This is a genomic window from Bacillus sp. CH_70 (genome assembly GCF_038007045.1).
GTDB classification, from domain to species: Bacteria; Bacillota; Bacilli; order Bacillales; family Bacillaceae_G; genus Bacillus_A; species Bacillus_A cereus.
Window position 1 is genome coordinate 2,747,222 of sequence record NZ_JBBOWL010000001.1, and the last position, 17,932, is coordinate 2,765,153.

Here is a 17,932-nt window from a genome sequence, read left to right on the forward strand (position 1 = left end):
AGCTTTTTCATTACGCTTTTGATGTTTCGCTCTTTTTATTCTTTTGTTGTTTCTTAATTACCATGCGCTCATTTCCCATAAAGAAAATGAATATGAATGCTAATCCAGCTGGTACCAATGCCCACATGAATGTTTGAACAATTGAACTAGAAAGAGCATCAATAATCTTATCTAATATTTGCGGAGGGATTTGAGATCTTGCCGATTCTGATAAAATGGCTCTTGAATCCCTTAATGTGTTTGTATTCATTCCCCCGCTCATACCTTTAAATGCTTCTTCTAATTGATCTTGGAAACCTGTTCTTTGAATCATTCCGAAGATTGTAATACCAAGTGTCATACCTAATGAACGAATGAAATTACTCGTCGAAGTCGCGGATCCGCGCTGTTCCATACCGAAGTTGTGAATAGCTGCCATACTTAGTACAGAGAATGAGAAACCGACTCCAAATCCGATAATGATCATATACACTGTTAATAATGCACGACTTGTTTCTGGCGTTAATGTGCTTAATAAAAATAGTCCAATTAGCATAATAACCGCAGAAATGATCATAATGTTTCGATAGCTAAGCTTTGTCGTTAAAAAACCACCTAACTGCGCTGTTACGACTGAGCCTAACATCATTGGTAAAAGTAATAATCCTGAGTTTGTTGCAGTGCCACCGTATACACCTTGAATGAATAATGGAATGTATACAGTTGCTGACATAAATGCAGCTCCGTAACATAAAGCAATAATTGTACTCATTCCGAACAAACGTTGTTTAAACATCTCAAATGAAATGATCGGTTCTTCTACTTTACGTTCAATAAAAATGAATGCAATAATTAAAATAACGAATCCACCAAATAAACTTAAAATAAAGTTAGAATCCCAATCATACTTTTGTCCGCCAAGTTCAAGCGCAAACATTAAAGAAACTACTGCACCAACTAAAGTAATTGCGCCAAACCAATCAATTTTTTGCTTTCTATGAACTCGTGACTCTTTATAAAAGAATGTAATAAAAATAAGTGCTAAAACGCCAAGCGGTAAGTTAATATAAAATACCCAGTGCCAGCTTATGTAATCTGTAATATACGCACCAAGCAACGGACCAAAAATACTCGATAAACCAAATACTGCTCCGAATAAACCACCCATTTTCCCGCGCTTTTCAGGAGGGAAAATATCAAAAACGATAGTAAACGCGATTGGCACTAATGCCCCGCCGCCAATACCTTGAATGGCACGATAAATTCCTAACTGTGTAATATTTTCAGCAGTACCACAAAGTGCCGAACCAATCATAAAGACGATTAAACCGAAAATAAAGAACCTCTTTCTGCCATACATATCTGATAGTTTTCCGAATATCGGCATACCTGCCATTTCTGCGACCATATAGGCAGAAACGACCCATACAAAGTTTTCAAGGCCTCCTAAATCACCAACGATTGTTCCCATCGCTGTAACGACAATGGTATTATCCATTGATGCCATTAAAATACCTAGCAATAAGCCCGCTACAACAAAGCCGAGCTTATTATTCTTTTCAACCATAACCTTGCTCTCCCTCGTACTACTTATATTTGTTTATGTTCCTTTACGACTGCATTACCTTTTTGATTAAAACTAGTATGATATTCTACAACACTAATTTCACATCCGGGACCAATTGTAACATTATTTCCTCTTACTACTTCAGCAATCGTATGCTCTAAATAAATCTCATCTCCTTCAATGATAGACGTTTGGAGGCTTCCAGCATGATTTGTAAATGGAATAAATCTCGCTTTTTTACGAACGGTAATCTTCTTACCGCCAATTTCTCTTACTTTGCTACCTTCATAACGAAGTGAAATTTCAATATTTTCAGCATTAAGTAATCCATCACTTTCAAGGCCACCAGTTAGTGACAGTTCTTCAACTTCAATATCTCCTTTTACATTTAAAGCGCCTTTCACATCTACGAAATCACCAGTTAATTTCCCCTTAACTTCTATCATACCTCTTACTTTTATTTTTTCAATATGAGCATCACTATGCATTTGTGTATTTCCGTATACTTTTACATATTCCGCATCTACATTTCCTTGTACTTCACTATCTCCATACACGACATAACTTTTCACTTTCATATTACCGCACACTTCACTCGTGCCGTACGTTTTAAATTCATTACAGCTCATGTCATTAGAAATCGTTCCTTCACCGCGAATCTTCACTTTATTATAATCTCCGCCTGCTGAACTACCAGAACCATTAACAGTAAGACTATGTTGATGTTCCATATCATTTTCTCCCTTCCATTAAATCTGCTTCATTTCTTTTACATTTGCGCTTTTATCAACAGTAAGAACACCCGTATATTCGATCAGTTCAATCTCACAGTTCGGTCCTACCGTAACATTATTTCCTCTTACCGTTCTTATGTGAGCATAATCAATATCGATATTGTCACCTTCTAATAGTTCAGCCTCTAATTGCATACCAAATACTGATTTAAACAGCCTACTAAAAGTACTTAGTCTATGTTTTACTTTAATCGTTTGACCACCAATTTCTTTCGCTCGACATGTACCGTGAATATTAATATTTATTTCATCAGCGCTTAGTAATCCACCAATTGTAAATTGTCCTTCTGAAGAAAACGTATCCACTTCACAATTACCATCAATTGTCGCTTGACCATTGACTTTAAATTCTTCACCAGTGACATTTCCACCTACCGTACCTTTTCCTGCAATTTTCAAACTGTTTGCCTTCACATCTTGCGTAATTGTTGCTTTTCCATCAATTCGCATCGTTTCAGCATGAACTGTACCGTCGATTTTACCTGATCCACTAATTCTTGCATTGCTACTTTTCAAATTTCCAGTAACGGCACCGTAACCGTTACATTCAAATTGGTCACATTCAACATTTCCATTCACAGTACCTTTTCCGTTTAATTGCACTTTATGAAACTCGCCACCATTCGATGAACCGTAACCATTTATAATCAAATTATCTGTACGCATACTTTCTCCTCCACTACAACAATTTCGTTTTTAATGCTTCGGTATATTTCATAATCGCTTCGCGTAAAACGATTTTAGTGCCTTTTTCAAAAATTAAATCTTCCACGTTTGAAACTAATAAACATGTAGAAATCCCTAACTTTCGTACAATGATTAAATCACAAGTTTTATGTTTAATTGCTTCATAATTTTCACGTAAAACTTGCAAGACCATTTTTCCTTCTTCTAAACTAATATCTCCCGATTGTAATAATTCTTCTAACATGTACACATAAAGAATATCTACAAATTGAAACTCTGCTGTTTTATTCGTTTGTTCTATGAAAAATTGTAAAACTGGTTCTGATGCAATCCCCTTACGTAAAATGTCTTCCTTTGTTAAAAGAATTTCTCTCACACTCGGTGAAAACATATTCGCTAGTTCATCAAGTGATAAATCCTCTTTCATCGTTTGGATTTTATCAATACGCTCTAATATCTTTTCTTTCGGAAAAAATGTCTCTTGACCCGTGAATGTTGACTTTCGTACAAACCAATCTTCCGGTATTAAATTTTTTCTTTTCCACCTATATAACTGTCCGTATGAAATGCCAGTTAGTTCTAATAAATCTTTTTTTGAAATCAAATCTGTACTCAACTGTATAACACTCCTTCCTGATATCAATGTAACATAACACTGTTACGCTGTAAATAGACTTTTATCACAAGTAGCGTAACAATGTGTAAAAGAAACCTATTCCTACATACAAAAAAGGCTCTTACACATCTTATGAAAATGCGCAAAAGCCCTTATATATCAAGATTTAAACCAAATATTATAAAAATCAATCCAACCTTGTGAATTAATCATTATATTTTGGACTTTTTCATGTGTACTTACCTCTTGTTTATTACGATACAAAGGAATAATATGAATTTGACGTAACAAAGTATCCTCAATATCGCGTAACAATGTAACTCTTTTCTCTAATTCTTCTTGTTTAAAATAAATAGACAACTTTTCATAAAAGTCCATGTTGCTTTGTCCATGAATAAAACTATTTTTTGTAAGAAACATATATAATAGACTATCTTCTATTCGTTCGCTTATTGTGGCACTATCATGCATCATATCAGCCTTTTGTATCGTACTTACTTCCAATAGCTCTTCTATATCAAGAAAATTATTTTCTACACGAATCCCGTACTTCGCACACTCTTTTTGTATCCATTGTGCATCTTCAACATGATCTCGTCCTGTAAATGTGTAGAGCTGTAGCACTTCATTATGATAAGTACTCCTTTTAATTAAACTTTCTACATCTTCCTCAATCTCTACAATGCTTTCACCTGCTAATATTAGTTTCTTTGCCACTTCTCCACGTTCTCCGCCGAGTTCTTGAACGATTGTATAACCATGAATGATTTTATATAACGCTTTCCGAAATAACTCATCTTGCATTGGTCCTTCTTTCGTAAGATTACATGTTATATATGTCACGTTCGACTCAAGCCGAGACAATTCTTTATTATGTTTTTCTTTATCTTTATACTGCGCCTTTACTAAAACATCGTATGTACTTACACCTTGTTCTACATTCCACAACTCAACACGATCTAAAAAAGGTCTTTCACGAAAATATAAAGGATGACCTTCTAAAATGAACAGATTTTCATTACTTTTATATAATTGAAAAGACCCTGTTCCAATTAGCTCTCCTGCTTCATCTTCATTCACGATAGAACACTGTTCTGCACTTATCATATGTAAAAACATTTTATTTTCCGTATGTAATTGAATTTCGACAACGTAGTCATCCACTGAACGGATACTTTCAACGTGTTGTAACATCCATGCGTGTGCATTATTTTCCAGCTTCATAAATCGATTCAATGAGTATATAACATCATGTGCAGTAAGTTGTTTTCCATTATGAAAGTGAACTCCTTTTCGTAAATAAAACGTCCATATTTTTTCAGCGTCATTATATTCCCAGTGAAATGCAAGTCTTGGCTCTATAATGTTTGTATTACCGTCTACATACACGAGTGTGTCGAATATATGTTTTACCATATGACATTCTGAACGCATTGTAGCGTATACAGGATCTAATGTGATATCTAAATTCATTTGTACTTGCAACCGGAGTACATCTCTTCTCCCTTCAGATGTCATTTCAATCTTATGACCAAATATTGAATCTACCCAGCAGTGATATTCTCCCTTTACTGACGGAAAATGTGAGCTATAGCGTTCCACAAATATGCTTCCGCTTTTCACATCCCCTTTTTTCGTTATTTCTTTTCCTCTATCTAAAATTAAAGAAATCGGGTGCTTTTGAAATATTAACTTAGAACGATTTCCCCTGCCGCGACCTGGAAACCACTTGATCCAATTTAACTCATCTAATTTTTTTATAATTAATTTACTATTACGCTCTGTACAAAATAATGTTTCAGATATATTTTGCACTGTTACTTCCAATCGTTCTCCCTCTTTTTTCCCTTTTCCATAAGCAATCCATAGTTCAATATATTGATCTAAAATAAACATCATAATCCCCCTAAAAGGTGAAAAATACTCCCTATTGTTTCTACCCTTTTTCCAATTCTTCTTTCATCTTATCATTTCAATATAGAAAGGAGGAATTAATATTGAATTATCTCTTACTTCGTTACAATAAACCTATTTTTATTAGACTGTGTGGTGAATTATTAACCCGAACGACTGAATCTATGTTAGCTATCATTATGATTATTTACGTTAATAAAATGTTAAACGGCAATGTAATAATAACTATGCTGATTTTCGGATTACAGCCACTTTCAGACATTTTATTTACACTTATTGCTGGAGGAATTACTGATAAATATGGCCGAAAAAAGATTATGTTACTCGGCTTATTGCTACAAAGTGTTGCAATCGGTAGTTTCGTTTTCGCTCAATCCATTTTTATATTTGCACTGTTATATGTCATTAATGGCATTGGCCGTTCCTTATATATTCCGGCTCAACGTGCACAAATTGCTGATTTAACAAAAAAAGAGCAGCAAGCAGAAATTTTTGCTCTTCTACAAACGATGGGAGCAATTGGATCCGTAATCGGCCCTTTAATCGGTGCAAGTTTTTATAATACTCACCCAGAATATTTATTTATCGTGCAAAGTGTAACCCTTACGATATATGCCGTTGTTGTTTGGACCCAGCTCCCAGAAACCGTTCCGACTATAAGTAAGACGAAACAAACAATTGAGGCAAGTTCACCAAAGCAATTTGTTTTTAAACATTACGCCATATTCGGTCTTATGTTTTCTACACTTCCTATTAGCTTTTTTTATGCACAAACTGAGACGAATTATCGTATTTTTGCAGAACATGTATTTCCTAATCTCGTATTCATACTCGCATTTATTTCAACATGCAAAGCCATTTTGGAAATCATTCTACAAATCTTCCTCGTAAAATGGTCTGAACGATTTTCTATGGCGAAAATCATCCTTATTTCTTATACCTGCTTTACAATAGCTGCAGTTGGCTTTAGTTATTCAACGACGATATTGTCGTTATTCTTCACCTTACTCTTTTTAGTCATTGGAGAAAGTATTGCTCTAAACCATTTATTACGATTCGTTTCAGAAATTGCACCTCATGATAAACGTGGTTTATATTTTTCAATTTACGGTATACACTGGGATATATCTCGAACGTGTGGACCAGTTATTGGTGCAGTTTTATTAAGTAAACTAAGTGGTAGTATGCTTTTTTATATTTGCGCTTGCTTCTTATTAGTTGGAGGCATCGTTCAAGCACTGTTCGTTCAACATTTGGAACGTAAAAAAATCGTGAACCATCCTACACACAATTTATAAGTTACTACTTTTTCAGTAGATCAACATTTCTTATTGGATGCATGCTAAAAAATAAAAGTGAAGTATTTCACATATGAAAGGAAACGTTCCTTGTTTACAACTAAAAACACCTCACTTAAAGAAAGTGAGGTGTTTTTGAAATCACTTAATTTCTTATCCTGCCATTTTATTAATACTATCCTCTGGTGAAAACACGGAAATATGATCTACCTTACCAGTCGATTTTGGAATGACAAATTTTAACTCATACTGGTTATTTACTTTGTATACATATATTTTGTCTTCACCATTCCCTTTAACTGAAGATGGTTTTCCTAACGCTTTTTCAATTTCTTGTAATGTAATCGATTTTAGTTCTGCATGATATGAGCGTACATCAAAAACTTGTGACCCTTTATTAAATCCGAAAACAACATTTTTATTTGTAAAAGTTGCATACATTCCATTCCCTGCATATTCGATTTTATTTGCTTTCCCCCACGCTTTTTCAATTTCTTCAATATCCCCTGTATGGGCTCCAAATGGTATATTAGGTACTTTTCCTTCTTTTGCTAGTTCAAACAAATCTTTAACGTGGTTAATTGATTTTTGATTAAGTGTTCTATCTTTCGAATCTGGCTCAGGTGATGGTTTTCTTGTTTTTTCATTACTTGGTTTTGCTTCAGGATTTTTCTGTTCTTCTGAAGAATTGCTTTGTTCATTTTTATTATTTTCCAAGGTTGGATTTGTTTCCTTTTTTTCGTCTGTCCCATTACATGCTGCTAGCGCAAACATACATGCTAAAGCCAAAAACAACATGACTATTTTCAAATACCCTTTCATCATTTCCCCCCTATTGCATCTTATTCATTTCGATAACCAACCCATTACACTACTTTTCAAATTATGTTTGTTCCAAAAAGTCAGTGCTTCATTCTCTCCAAAGGCTTGTACAAAATATGTTACAAAAGCTGTTCCTAAAAAGTAACCAAGTCTGTTATATCCGAAGTAACTACCTCCTGATAAACGGAACCATTCTTTCTCTTTTTCATCTGTCCATCCTTCAACATAATCTTTTAAAAAACGTTTCTTTATTTTCTCTTCATTTTCTTTATAATATTGTAGCCATGGATCACCGTCACTATTATATGAGTAGTAAACAGACTCATTTAAATCTTTAACGATTTTTTTTGATAAATAAGTTGCAACACCTTCACGATACAAACTTACCGACGCATCGATCCATTCAGCCCTAGTCCAATCCATTCCAGTATTTTGTAGCATAACATTATGATATATATGACCTATTTCGTGAGCAGCAATAACACGAAGATGATTCAAATCTGGAGATAATTTTTCTGCCGCAAAAAATATGTCTCCAATGATTTCCCTTTCTACAAATGCATTTGAACCAAATCCTCCAACGAATAAATGGAATTTCATATTTACATCAAAGTTATATTTATTACGATATTCATTTGTTACCTCTTGAATAATGATTGGTAATGATTCTGCAATAATACGAATATCTTCTATTTTTGCGGGATATTGTTTAATGGCATTAGAAAGACGTTCTTTCGTTTTAGGACAATGATACTTAAAGTATTCTTCAAATATCTCTGAATGCGAAGTAAAGTATCGATTAAGGAGTTCTAATTCTAAATCGTCACTTTCCCATAATTTTAAAAAACTTGGAATTATATTGTTAATCACTGTATTCATCTCCTTATTTAAACCTTCTCTTCTCAATGATAATATCCTCTATCTATAGCTGAAAATATGCCGTCACAACAGCTCCTTGAAACAGAAAAAAACCAGTAGGAAGTGATTGCTCTTTTCCTACTGGTTGAAATGAAATTAAACGGTAAATCTTAGTTTCTTAAAAAATGTAGCGATAGTGCTTTTTACAGTTTCAAAATGATAAGCAAATGTATTATCTCCACTTAATGATGAAATACATGTTAAACCTGCAGCTTTAATAAAAGCTTTTACATCTACAAGCATAGAATTAGCCTCCATGAATTTAATTACAATCATTATAACAGGTGTTTTACGATACTAACATGAAAGTAATAAATAATCCTACTTAATAAATAAATTTCTATTATTAATTTATCCCGCTATTTGCCGGGCAGTAAGATCCCCACGTCGAAGCAAAGAAGTTAGATGGGGGTAAGGGCTGCCCGTAAAAGCCCGATTGGTAGGGCTAATAATCAGCGGGGATGAACCCCCCACTGATTAAAGCTTCACTTTATTTAGCTCAAAGTACACCATTTCAATGTCATATAAAAAAGCTGCCCCAAAAGGACAGCTTTAAATATGTATATTACACTTCGATTGACTTACCGTCTTCAACAATATGATAAAGTAAGTGAGCTAAATGATGAATTGGACCATATTCTTCCTCTTCCTCATCTGTTTCACCTTGGTATTCCAGATCATTTAAGTATAGTGCTAAAAATTGATAGTATAGTTTTAAATCAAATCCATAACACGCAGTTGGTTCTTCATGATCTCCTTCATATTGTAACATTAAGTATTGATCATTTCCTTCTGCATCTTCTGCATCAAAGAATACGAAGAAGCCAACGTTTGTGTCTAAATCAAATAAATGACGAGTACCTTTTTCAGTTGCTTTATTGAAGTCCTCTTCACTTAATTTATGTACTGTTGTCGCTTTTGCATTATCTTCTTGATGGAAATTTACTGTAAATGATTTCAATGCTGACACCTCCTGATTGTATAATACTAGCATAACATATAAAAAGGACTGCTTACAAATGTAAACAGTCCTGCTACATTCATTTCCGCATTGCTCGTAGTAAAAAACTCACAATGAAGATCAAAATAACCGCACCAATTAAAGCAGGAATGATTGCAAATCCGCCTATTACAGGACCGAAACTACCAAGTAATTTCGTACCAATCCAAGAACCGATAATACCAGCAATAATATTACCAATTACACCACCTGGTACATCCCTTCCAGTAATTAAGCTTGCAAACCATCCTAATAAACCACCAACAATTAAAGACCAAATCATATAATAACCTCCTTTATATTTAACCAATCAAAATATAATTAGAAACAATTGCTTACCATTAGTTATGTGACATTTTTCATAAGTTATTCATGCTGCTCAACTATAAGATTTTTGAGAATAATACACACCGATAAACTATTTTTCGAACTAACGATTTATCCGACTTGTTATTACACACATTAAGGACAATCTGGCTTCAATATTGTTCGCATAAACTCTTCTTTAAAAGCAGGATAGTTAAAACCAACAGCAATTCTCTGAATCGGCCGATCATCAAACCTTGTTGGTTCAGCTATTTTTCTAAAGTCAGCTACACTTTGGCCCCTAGTAACATCATTTGTCGTACTAATCCACACTGCCGATTTTTTATATTCGAAAATACTATCGTTTATAAACGAGACAAACGGTAGTAAATCGTGTATGGGACTTCCACCAATACCTGGATATTCTTTTTTATAAAAATTCTCATAATAAAAATCAATCATTGGTTTAATGAGTTTCGCCTGTCCAGTTCCTTGTTTATCTATTATATTGGCCATTTCAGGCGTAATAAGCGCACCCTGTGTTACATTTAACGGGTATATAGTAGCGTTTTTCGCATATTTCATAACAATATTTGCTGCAATTGGATCACCATAAAAATTCGCTTCAGATACTGGTGTAACATTACCTGGAAATAGGAAAGCACCGCCCATTATATAATACGAACAAATACGATCCATTATATTTGGATACAATAAAAATAACGTAGCAAGCGTCGTTAGTCTTCCTGTCGCCACAATTATAATATCTTCTGGACAAGGTTCGATTAATTTGATTAATTCACAAAAATTTTCTCGTTTACAAATTCTCATTTCAGGTGGAATAATAGGACCTAAACCGTGATCCCCATGGATTTCAGGGAAAAACAAAGGTTCTTCAGCTGTCATCGGCCTACTCGCACCTTCAATAATTTTCACTTGTGTAGCATAGTACCTTTCTAAAAAATAAACATTTTCCGTAACGATATCTCGTGATACATTCCCGTACTCTGCAACAATACCTAGAATATCTAATTTACATGTTTTATTTGCATAAATTAACGCTACGGCGTCATCAATACCAAAGTCTCCAAAAAAGATGATTTTCTTATTAACTATTCTCACCCCTCTTCAGAATAATCTACTATTATTATTATGTGAAAAAGACAAGGCGGTGAAACAGCGCAAACTAAAAAAGCCGCCTATTTATTGGCGACTTCAATCTTTTTATAAGACAAATATGCTAGTACATTTTTACTTGAATCGTATTTCGGGTTATTTCCTTTTCTTGGCTCTCTCATATGTGTCTTTTCAAATCCAGGAATGTCTGGCATTTTCCCCATAAATTCAAGCATTTCTTCCTCAGTACCTTCAATGCGTACACGAATCATAATAACTATTCCTCAATTCACAGTTTCTCTGTACTAAGTATATCGTACTTCAGAAAGACTGCAACACATTTATCTTTTTAATGTTGTACTTTTTTTACATATAAACATAGCCATTTCAGTATAGAACGAATCTACTTTATTATTTTTAAGTTGAATATTAAAATATTCCTTCATTTCGTTTGGTGCTTTCATCATACATTCTGTTAATTTTTCACGCTTTTGTACAGGGACATCCATCATATTACACCACCAGTCAAAATCAAACTTCTTATCAAAAGTAAGACATGACTGCATTTGCAAACCGTTTTTTTCTAATAAAGTAAGCCATTCTGTCTTTTTTAGAGCTCGTTCATGACTTGGGTCCCGCTTCTTTTCTATAAAATTATAAAATGTATCATATTCATTATTTTCTGGCGAAACATTATCTATTAAGATGAATAATCCATTATCCTCCAACGTACGATTTACTTCATAAATAAATTGAGCCGGATTCGTAAAATGATGGGCTGCAATCCGGCATGTAATTGTATCAAAAAAATGATCTGCAAATGGTAAATCCTCTGCGTTTCCTGCTACAAAAGACACATTTTCATGACCATTCTGCTTTATAAAACTTTTTGCTTTTTCTAACATTTGTTCTGTTAAATCAAGTGCAACTACTTCTTCAAACATAGGTGCTAACATATTCGCAACATGTCCGCCACCAGTAGCAACATCAAGAAGACGATTATTATGGCGAGATTCAACTTGTTGAACTACATGCTGTAAGTCCTGTCCTTTAGCATGTATTTTACTATTCACATACTTATCTGCATTACTGCCAAACTGTTTTTTCACAAGCTCCTCTTTACTCATTTTATCATCTTCTTTCTATTGTAATTTACATATACGATTCATATAATTATTACAATTCTCTTCATGTATTTTCAAATCCTCTTTTCATCTCACTTCTTATCGTGCTGTCCTATCATCAACATAATATAAATTTTACTTTTACTATTAAACAAAAAAGGCTACGGGAACTTCTCCCCTAACCTGATTAAATATTTATTACATTTTTATTTCTTCATATACGTCTATATAATATAAATCCTCTTTCAACTTCATAATAACATCTACTTCGTTATAAGTAGCCTCACGAGCATGTAATCCAAATTGATCCATACCAATCCATATCCATCCAGGTGTATGATATAAAACATCTATGTTAAAATAATCTAATTTAGTAAGCTCCGATGTAATAAATTTATCTTTATTAGCGATTTGTTTATCTAGTAAACCATATTCTTTTCCATTTTCAAATAGCGATATAAATTTCCCTACAATCGGATGTTCACGAACAATAAAATGATATTCCTTTTCCTCTACATTTGCCACAATCAAACGAGAAACAGATAAATCAGCCCCCGAATTCGACATATTTGTTTATTCACCTCCTTATATAGGTCTCTTCAATATAATAACAAATGAATATTCAAATCAGATTAATATAATGTAAAAAATAAAAAAGCTGACTTCCCTTTAGAAATCAGCCTTTATAATTTGATCAACTTTATACTTTTACAAATTATTATAATGTTTCTTTTTCCTCATCATTTCCAGAAACTAAACTTCCTATAGCATCTGCTGTTACTTCCACTACAAATTCACAAATACCTGCTACAACTTCTCCAATTACTTCATCCATCTTTTTACCCCCTTATTTTATGTAACTTATTTGTAGTATAGAAGAAATTGGTGAATGTAAACTATCGAAAAAGGTGACATAAACCTTACAGAATTGTAAGCTCTTTCATCCCTTTACTTTCCCCCCTTTGAAACTCCAAGTATTTTTAGCAGACATATAGGCCATCATAATATGAAGCAAGTAATAATCAAGTGTCAGGAGGCGTTTAATATGTATTACGTAAAATTAATTAAAGGTCAATCATTCTACGCTTTTGATCATCGTTTCTTAGTGTCTGAAGAAGAAAAGGTTTCAGAGAAAATCTATAATTACTTACGACGTAATGAATTTTTTGAAGTACGTAAAGAAGAATATTCCGCTTAATTACAAAAAGCATTAAGAAAAATATCATCTTATTGTGATATATTCTTAATGCTTTTATGTAAATTGCTTCTTTTCAACAATTGTTGTTGACTCTATTAAATAATCTAGTATTTTTCCAAGCTAATTCGTCACCTCCTCATATTCTAGTATATGAGGAGGTGACGAATATGACTCATATCATTGATTACCAAGCTACTCAACCTATAAGTAAAACTGGTGAAACAACTTTTGCAATCCCCTCTTCTCCAAATAAAGCAATTTTAGCAAATTTGAAATTGAGAATTTCAAGTAGAGATTCACGTAATAATCGAGTAGAATTAATCGCTACAATTGGTGTAGAAGGTATAACTGGGACTTCACAAGTTTTATTCCGAATTTTCCGTGATAACATTGAAATTTTTAATGCACAAGTAGGTATTGAATCTACAGATTCTGAACAATTTTATGTACAAACATTTCAAGCTATAGATCAAAACGTTGGCAGTGGAACACACGAATATTCATTAACTGTAGAAAACCTTACTAGTGGTGCAAGCGCAGAAGTTGTTGGCCCACTATCTTTTAGCGCTTTAGCTATTGGACAAGAGCGTAAATGTTGCTAAGTGAAATTAATTTTTAATTTTGCACTTGAGAAAAGCAAGACGTAGTTATACGTTCTTGCTTTTTTATTTTCCCTATTTTTAACCATATGTCTTTTACATTTTAATTGCTTATTTCATCAATTAACGAATCAAATTTTCGGCAAATCAAAAAGATTGAAATCCAATTATGAAACACGTAATATAGACTCTGACTCTAAAAAAGTTCGTATGAAAATAATACATAAATAAGGAGGTTTTATATACGAGTTTTTCATTTTAAAAGACGGAGAGGTTTTATGTTATGTGGCGTAATAAAAACGTTTGGATTGTTTTAATTGGGGAGTTTATTGCAGGTCTAGGATTATGGCTTGGTATTCTTGGCAACCTTGAATTTATGCAAAAATATGTCCCTTCTGATTTCATGAAATCAGTTATATTATTTATCGGACTATTAGCCGGTGTTCTAGTTGGACCTATGGCTGGCCGTGTCATCGATCAGTATGAGAAGAAAAAAGTTCTTCTTTACGCTGGGTTTGGTCGAGTTTTAAGTGTTATTTTTATGTTTTTCGCTATTCAATTTGAAAGTATCGCATTTATGATTGCATTTATGGTTGCTCTTCAAATTTCAGCAGCATTTTATTTCCCTGCATTACAATCTGTGATTCCACTCATCGTAAGTGAGCATGAGTTATTACAAATGAACGGTGTACATATGAATGTTGGTACAATCGCTCGTATTGCGGGTACTTCACTAGGTGGAATTCTTTTAGTTGTGATGAGTTTACAGTACATGTATGCCTTCTCAATGGCAGCATACGCCTTATTATTCCTCTCGACTTTCTTCCTACAATTCGAAGATAAGAAATCAACAACACCAAGTAAACAAGCTGCAAAAGATAATAGCTTTATGGAAGTATTTCGTATTTTAAAAGGAATTCCTATTGCTTTTACAGCACTTATATTAAGTATTATCCCTCTATTATTTATAGCTGGGTTTAATTTAATGGTTATTAACATTAGCGAAATGCAACATGATCCTACGATTAAAGGGTTCATATATACAATTGAAGGTGTCGCATTTATGTTAGGTGCCTTCGTAATTAAACGTCTATCTGATCATTTCAAACCTGAAAAATTACTATATTTCTTCGCAGTTTGTACTGCTTTTGCACACCTATCATTGTTCTTTAGCGATATAAAATGGATGGCTCTTACATCATTTGGTTTGTTTGGGTTTAGTGTTGGCTGCTTCTTCCCTATTATGTCGACGATTTTCCAAACGAAAGTTGAAAAAAGTTATCATGGTCGCCTCTTCTCATTCCGTAATATGTTTGAAAGGGTTATGTTCCAAATCGTCTTACTTGGCACAGGGTTCTTCTTAGATACAATTGGGTTACAATATATGGTTCTCATCTTCGGAGTCGTTTCATTATTGATTATTTCTATTTCCCTTTCTAAGCAGAAACATTATGAAAAACAGCATTCGCAATCTGCGAATTTATAAAATAAACAAAGAAGTATGGATATAATATTGAAGCCATACTTCTTTGTTTTATAATACGCCTATTTATTACGTTTATTGAAATTACCTAAAGGAGTATCCCTCTTTTATTTCGAATAGATTATAAAGAGGACTCTTTATAAAAGGAGTGGTAAAATGTCTGATGGCATTGAAGTATTTATTGTCCTGCTCTTTGCAATTGCGCTGTTTAGCATCCTAAACTTTTTAGCCATTTCCTTATCTGGACATAGTTTTAAAAAAAGAATCGTGGCAGGTTTCATATTTTTACTACTGACTCCCATTATCTTTTTGACTATCGCAACATTTGCTTCTATATTCGATAAAGCAGGATTTGGCGCAGGTACGTTAGCCTTTATGATCGCAAGCGTATATATATTAAATGGAATAGTGCTTCTGCTTTCCTCTTTATTTATCCTCAAAAAAGACATAACATAGGCTATGGTACTAGCATGAATCTGACTTTACACTAGATTCATGCTTATTTAATTTCTCCTAAATTTTTATATGAAATTAAATAATTCTTTAAAAAAATTTAAACTTTATTTATTATAATATCCCTATCGTATTCGCACGTTTATTCAAATTTAAAAGAAAGGAGCACAAAATGAAAAAGGTTCTACTTACAATTCCTATACTAATCATCCTACTTAGTGGATGCAGCAATAACGATATATACGGTTCTTGGGAAGTCGTTGACAATAAAAATGGTGAATGCCCTGTATATTATAAATTTGAAACAGTTGTCAAAAAAGAGAATAAAGAGGAAATTGTGCAAAATTTAGTAGAAATGCAAACCACAAAGAATAAAGACGATTTATATAAAGGCTCATTTGTCAAAAATTCTAATGTATATCACATTGATTATGGTAATTCATTTACATCAGAGCAAGCTTTAAAAGTTGCCGACGGTACATTAAATGTATACTTTTTGACAGCTGAAAAATTATGCACGTATAAAAAGAAATGATTACATTTTAGAGGAAACGCAGAAAATATTTTCTGCGTTATTTCACTTTAGAAATCTTCCACAAATACTTAATAAAAACTATAAAATAACTTAAGTTATATAAAATGAATCCTATAATAGACATTTCAATTTACACATCTACGCTATTTACATCGATACTTTTCAAAATAGGCTAATACTTCCTCTAAATTTGTCAATCATTTTAATTTTCATAAAAAAATGATAAAATATAAACATGTGTTTTCAGAATAATTAAAAACGCAGAATGAAAGCACTGTTTTAGGAGGGGTTTTGATGACTTACACGTTAGCAACTAGAATGAAAGCATTCCAATCTTCTATATTTAGTGAATTAGGAGCCTATAAAAAAGAAAAAATTGCAGCAGGTCATAACATGATTGATTTGAGCATCGGAAATCCTGATATGCCGCCCGCTGATTTTGTAAGAGAAACAATGGTACATACAGCGAGTGAGAAAGAGAGCTACGGGTATACATTATCAGGTATTCAAGAATTTCACGAAGCTGTAACTGAATATTACAACAACACTCATAACGTTTTATTAAATGCGGATAAAGAAGTTTTATTATTAATGGGTTCACAAGACGGGCTCGTTCATTTACCTATGGTTTATGCAAATCCAGGTGATATTATATTAGTTCCTGATCCAGGATATACAGCTTATGAAACAGGTATTCAAATGGCTGGTGCAACATCTTACTACATGCCTTTAAAGAAAGAGAATGATTTCTTACCAGACTTAGAAGTCATCCCTGAAGAAATTGCCGATCAAGCGAAGATGATGATTTTAAACTTCCCAGGGAATCCCGTTCCAGCAATGGCTCATGAAGATTTCTTTAAAGAAGTAATCGCATTCGCGAAAAAGCATAATATTATCGTTGTCCATGATTTTGCTTATGCTGAATTTTATTTCGATGGTAATAAGCCAATTAGCTTCCTCTCTGTACATGGTGCTAAAGAAGTTGGTGTAGAAATCAATTCTTTGTCAAAAAGTTATAGTTTAGCAGGTAGCCGTATTGGATATATGATTGGAAACGAAGAAATTGTTCGTGCACTTACTCAATTTAAATCTAATACCGACTACGGTGTATTTTTACCAATTCAAAAAGCGGCATCTGCAGCACTAAGAAATGGCGCTGTATTTTGTGAGAAAAACCGCGATATTTATCAAGAACGGAGAGATACTTTAGTTGATGGATTCCGAACATTTGGCTGGAATGTCGATAAGCCAGCTGGTAGTATGTTTGTCTGGGCTGAAATTCCACAAGGATGGACTTCTCTAGACTTCGCTTATGCATTAATGGATCGTGCGAATGTCGTTGTTACACCTGGTCATGCATTTGGACCTCACGGAGAAGGATTCGTACGTATTGCACTCGTTCAAGATAAAGAAGTGTTGCAACAAGTTGTTGAAAACATTAGAAATAGCGGCATTTTCACTCTTGAAAAAGTAAATGAATTAGTTAAAAATTAGTTCCCACTCCCCTGCTTAAATTTAGCAGG

At 33.4% G+C, this 17,932-nt stretch carries 21 protein-coding genes; 7 read left to right on the plus strand and 14 right to left on the minus strand.

Annotation, left to right across the window (positions count from 1 at the left end; translation table 11 throughout):
• Positions 1-10 precede the first annotated feature (10 nt).
• From N2V79_RS13965 to N2V79_RS13985, 5 genes are all read right to left on the minus strand, one after another.
• Positions 11-1,546 (minus strand): MDR family MFS transporter, encoded by a 1,536-nt coding sequence (locus N2V79_RS13965; RefSeq protein ID WP_000229636.1) that lies wholly within the window; start codon positions 1,544-1,546, stop codon positions 11-13.
• A 23-nt stretch (positions 1,547-1,569) separates the two neighbouring features.
• Positions 1,570-2,277, minus strand: coding sequence for a polymer-forming cytoskeletal protein (locus N2V79_RS13970; protein WP_000401031.1), 708 nt, complete (start codon positions 2,275-2,277; stop codon positions 1,570-1,572).
• Between the two features lie 18 nt (positions 2,278-2,295).
• Positions 2,296-3,006: a bactofilin family protein gene (locus N2V79_RS13975; protein WP_001258371.1), complete on the minus strand. Its 711-nt coding sequence runs from the start codon at positions 3,004-3,006 to the stop codon at positions 2,296-2,298.
• Positions 3,007-3,019: 13 nt separating this feature from the next.
• A complete protein-coding gene (locus tag N2V79_RS13980; protein ID WP_000102246.1) occupies positions 3,020-3,643 on the minus strand; it encodes a YhbD family protein in 624 nt (207 codons plus the stop codon).
• Between the two features lie 159 nt (positions 3,644-3,802).
• Positions 3,803-5,539, minus strand: a complete 1,737-nt coding sequence (locus N2V79_RS13985; protein ID WP_226606956.1) for an ABC transporter substrate-binding protein — start codon at positions 5,537-5,539, stop codon at positions 3,803-3,805.
• Positions 5,540-5,640: 101 nt separating this feature from the next.
• On the opposite strand from N2V79_RS13985, the gene N2V79_RS13990 reads away from it, so the two are divergent.
• Positions 5,641-6,855, plus strand: a complete 1,215-nt coding sequence (locus N2V79_RS13990) for an MDR family MFS transporter (RefSeq protein WP_098127925.1) — start codon at positions 5,641-5,643, stop codon at positions 6,853-6,855.
• Positions 6,856-7,008: 153 nt separating this feature from the next.
• On the opposite strand, the gene N2V79_RS13995 is transcribed toward N2V79_RS13990, so the two are convergent.
• The 9 genes from N2V79_RS13995 to N2V79_RS14035 form a co-directional block, all read right to left on the minus strand.
• Positions 7,009-7,680, minus strand: coding sequence for a YjgB family protein (locus N2V79_RS13995; protein ID WP_141241039.1), 672 nt, complete (start codon positions 7,678-7,680; stop codon positions 7,009-7,011).
• Positions 7,681-7,701: 21 nt separating this feature from the next.
• Positions 7,702-8,556 carry an Hsp33 family molecular chaperone HslO gene (locus tag N2V79_RS14000; protein ID WP_144465356.1) on the minus strand — a complete coding sequence of 285 codons (855 nt, stop codon included), beginning with the start codon at positions 8,554-8,556 and terminating at the stop codon, positions 7,702-7,704.
• Positions 8,557-8,691: 135 nt separating this feature from the next.
• Positions 8,692-8,838, minus strand: a complete 147-nt coding sequence (locus N2V79_RS14005; RefSeq protein WP_340719976.1) for a chorismate mutase — start codon at positions 8,836-8,838, stop codon at positions 8,692-8,694.
• 322 nt (positions 8,839-9,160) lie between these two features.
• On the minus strand, positions 9,161-9,556 hold the full coding sequence (locus N2V79_RS14010) for a hypothetical protein (RefSeq protein ID WP_000834885.1): 396 nt from the start codon (positions 9,554-9,556) through the stop codon (positions 9,161-9,163).
• Positions 9,557-9,635: 79 nt separating this feature from the next.
• Complete coding sequence (locus N2V79_RS14015) at positions 9,636-9,878, minus strand: GlsB/YeaQ/YmgE family stress response membrane protein (RefSeq protein ID WP_000638310.1); 243 nt, start codon at positions 9,876-9,878, stop codon at positions 9,636-9,638.
• Positions 9,879-10,057: 179 nt separating this feature from the next.
• Entirely contained in the window at positions 10,058-11,023 is a 966-nt protein-coding gene (locus tag N2V79_RS14020; RefSeq protein ID WP_001223685.1) for a nucleoside hydrolase, read from the minus strand.
• Positions 11,024-11,100: 77 nt separating this feature from the next.
• Positions 11,101-11,289 carry a DUF3970 family protein gene (locus tag N2V79_RS14025; RefSeq protein WP_000621885.1) on the minus strand — a complete coding sequence of 63 codons (189 nt, stop codon included), beginning with the start codon at positions 11,287-11,289 and terminating at the stop codon, positions 11,101-11,103.
• Positions 11,290-11,358: 69 nt separating this feature from the next.
• The gene (locus N2V79_RS14030) at positions 11,359-12,144 is read right to left on the minus strand and encodes a class I SAM-dependent methyltransferase (RefSeq protein ID WP_000031312.1); all 786 of its coding nucleotides are present in this window, start codon (positions 12,142-12,144) and stop codon (positions 11,359-11,361) included.
• A 195-nt stretch (positions 12,145-12,339) separates the two neighbouring features.
• Positions 12,340-12,708 carry a hypothetical protein gene (locus N2V79_RS14035; RefSeq protein WP_095690694.1) on the minus strand — a complete coding sequence of 123 codons (369 nt, stop codon included), beginning with the start codon at positions 12,706-12,708 and terminating at the stop codon, positions 12,340-12,342.
• 478 nt (positions 12,709-13,186) lie between these two features.
• Between N2V79_RS14035 and N2V79_RS14040 the strand changes: the two genes are divergently transcribed.
• The 6 genes from N2V79_RS14040 to N2V79_RS14065 all read left to right on the plus strand — a co-directional run bounded on the left by N2V79_RS14040 (position 13,187) and on the right by N2V79_RS14065 (position 17,903).
• Positions 13,187-13,339, plus strand: coding sequence for a YqbF domain-containing protein (locus tag N2V79_RS14040; RefSeq protein WP_000291907.1), 153 nt, complete (start codon positions 13,187-13,189; stop codon positions 13,337-13,339).
• Positions 13,340-13,506: 167 nt separating this feature from the next.
• Positions 13,507-13,941, plus strand: a complete 435-nt coding sequence (exsC, locus tag N2V79_RS14045) for an exosporium protein ExsC (RefSeq protein WP_000148807.1) — start codon at positions 13,507-13,509, stop codon at positions 13,939-13,941.
• A gap of 280 nt (positions 13,942-14,221) precedes the next feature.
• A complete protein-coding gene (locus tag N2V79_RS14050) occupies positions 14,222-15,424 on the plus strand; it encodes an MFS transporter (protein WP_000269265.1) in 1,203 nt (400 codons plus the stop codon).
• 153 nt (positions 15,425-15,577) lie between these two features.
• Entirely contained in the window at positions 15,578-15,877 is a 300-nt protein-coding gene (locus N2V79_RS14055) for a hypothetical protein (protein WP_078401196.1), read from the plus strand.
• Between the two features lie 169 nt (positions 15,878-16,046).
• The gene (locus N2V79_RS14060; RefSeq protein WP_242806249.1) at positions 16,047-16,409 is read left to right on the plus strand and encodes a hypothetical protein; all 363 of its coding nucleotides are present in this window, start codon (positions 16,047-16,049) and stop codon (positions 16,407-16,409) included.
• Positions 16,410-16,703: 294 nt separating this feature from the next.
• Positions 16,704-17,903 carry an LL-diaminopimelate aminotransferase gene (locus tag N2V79_RS14065; RefSeq protein WP_000222696.1) on the plus strand — a complete coding sequence of 400 codons (1,200 nt, stop codon included), beginning with the start codon at positions 16,704-16,706 and terminating at the stop codon, positions 17,901-17,903.
• Positions 17,904-17,932: the final 29 nt, after the last annotated feature.

Bases quoted from the DNA above. Each gene is read 5' to 3' on its own strand.
- N2V79_RS13970 (WP_000401031.1), bottom strand. From the start codon at position 2,277: ATGGAACATCAACATAGTCTTACTGTTAATGGTTCTGGTAGTTCAGCA.
- N2V79_RS14035 (WP_095690694.1), bottom strand. From the start codon at position 12,708: ATGTCGAATTCGGGGGCTGATTTATCTGTTTCTCGTTTGATTGTGGCA.
- N2V79_RS13965 (WP_000229636.1), bottom strand. From the start codon at position 1,546: ATGGTTGAAAAGAATAATAAGCTCGGCTTTGTTGTAGCGGGCTTATTG.
- N2V79_RS14005 (WP_340719976.1), bottom strand. From the start codon at position 8,838: ATGCTTGTAGATGTAAAAGCTTTTATTAAAGCTGCAGGTTTAACATGT.
- N2V79_RS13985 (WP_226606956.1), bottom strand. From the start codon at position 5,539: ATGTTTATTTTAGATCAATATATTGAACTATGGATTGCTTATGGAAAA.
- N2V79_RS13995 (WP_141241039.1), bottom strand. From the start codon at position 7,680: ATGATGAAAGGGTATTTGAAAATAGTCATGTTGTTTTTGGCTTTAGCA.
- N2V79_RS14040 (WP_000291907.1), top strand. From the start codon at position 13,187: ATGTATTACGTAAAATTAATTAAAGGTCAATCATTCTACGCTTTTGAT.
- N2V79_RS14055 (WP_078401196.1), top strand. From the start codon at position 15,578: ATGTCTGATGGCATTGAAGTATTTATTGTCCTGCTCTTTGCAATTGCG.
- N2V79_RS14000 (WP_144465356.1), bottom strand. From the start codon at position 8,556: ATGAATACAGTGATTAACAATATAATTCCAAGTTTTTTAAAATTATGG.
- N2V79_RS14060 (WP_242806249.1), top strand. From the start codon at position 16,047: ATGAAAAAGGTTCTACTTACAATTCCTATACTAATCATCCTACTTAGT.
- N2V79_RS14050 (WP_000269265.1), top strand. From the start codon at position 14,222: ATGTGGCGTAATAAAAACGTTTGGATTGTTTTAATTGGGGAGTTTATT.
- N2V79_RS14025 (WP_000621885.1), bottom strand. From the start codon at position 11,289: ATGATTCGTGTACGCATTGAAGGTACTGAGGAAGAAATGCTTGAATTT.
- N2V79_RS14065 (WP_000222696.1), top strand. From the start codon at position 16,704: ATGACTTACACGTTAGCAACTAGAATGAAAGCATTCCAATCTTCTATA.
- N2V79_RS14030 (WP_000031312.1), bottom strand. From the start codon at position 12,144: ATGAGTAAAGAGGAGCTTGTGAAAAAACAGTTTGGCAGTAATGCAGAT.
- N2V79_RS14015 (WP_000638310.1), bottom strand. From the start codon at position 9,878: ATGATTTGGTCTTTAATTGTTGGTGGTTTATTAGGATGGTTTGCAAGC.
- exsC (WP_000148807.1), top strand. From the start codon at position 13,507: ATGACTCATATCATTGATTACCAAGCTACTCAACCTATAAGTAAAACT.
- N2V79_RS13975 (WP_001258371.1), bottom strand. From the start codon at position 3,006: ATGCGTACAGATAATTTGATTATAAATGGTTACGGTTCATCGAATGGT.